We start from the raw sequence: 612 nt of genomic DNA on the forward strand, positions 1-612 counted from the left end.
GTTCTGCACGGCGGAGACGTAGCCGCGACCGCGCTCGACGGTCAGCTCCATCTCCAGCTTGCCCTTGCCGTTCAGGGTGGCCAGGACCAGGTCCGGGTTGTGCACCTCGACGCCGGCCGGCGGGGCGATGTCCGCGGCGGTGACCAGGCCGGGGCCCTGCTTGCGCAGGTACATCACGACCGGCTCGTCGTGCTCCGAGGAGACGACGAGCTGCTTGATGTTGAGGATCAGGTCGGTGACGTCCTCCTTGACGCCCGGCACGGTGGTGAACTCGTGCAGGACCCCGTCGATCCGGATGGACGTGACCGCCGCACCGGGGATCGAGGAGAGGAGCGTACGACGCAGGGAGTTACCGAGGGTGTAGCCGAAGCCCGGCTCCAGCGGCTCGATCACGAACCGGGAGCGGTACTCGTCGACGACCTCTTCGGTCAGAGAGGGACGCTGAGCGATCAGCATGAGGTGTTGCCTCCAGTCTTCGGCACCCACTATTTGATGCCGACGGATACTGCAAGGGTACGGGCGGTACGCCGCCTTGATGGAGGTGTACCGCCCGTGACCCGTGAGCGACTACCGTCCGTAGCGCGGGTGCGCTGCGTCGGGTAGTGGCTCGAC

At 66.8% G+C, this 612-nt stretch carries 1 protein-coding gene; it reads right to left on the bottom strand.

Annotated features, from left to right (window positions below):
• Positions 1–456 (bottom strand): DNA-directed RNA polymerase subunit alpha (locus KUM32_RS39720; protein ID WP_217146593.1); only part of this gene is annotated, 456 nt, incomplete at its 3' end.
• Positions 457–612 lie beyond the last annotated feature (156 nt).

Source organism: Streptomyces sp. AC627_RSS907, from assembly GCF_019049165.1.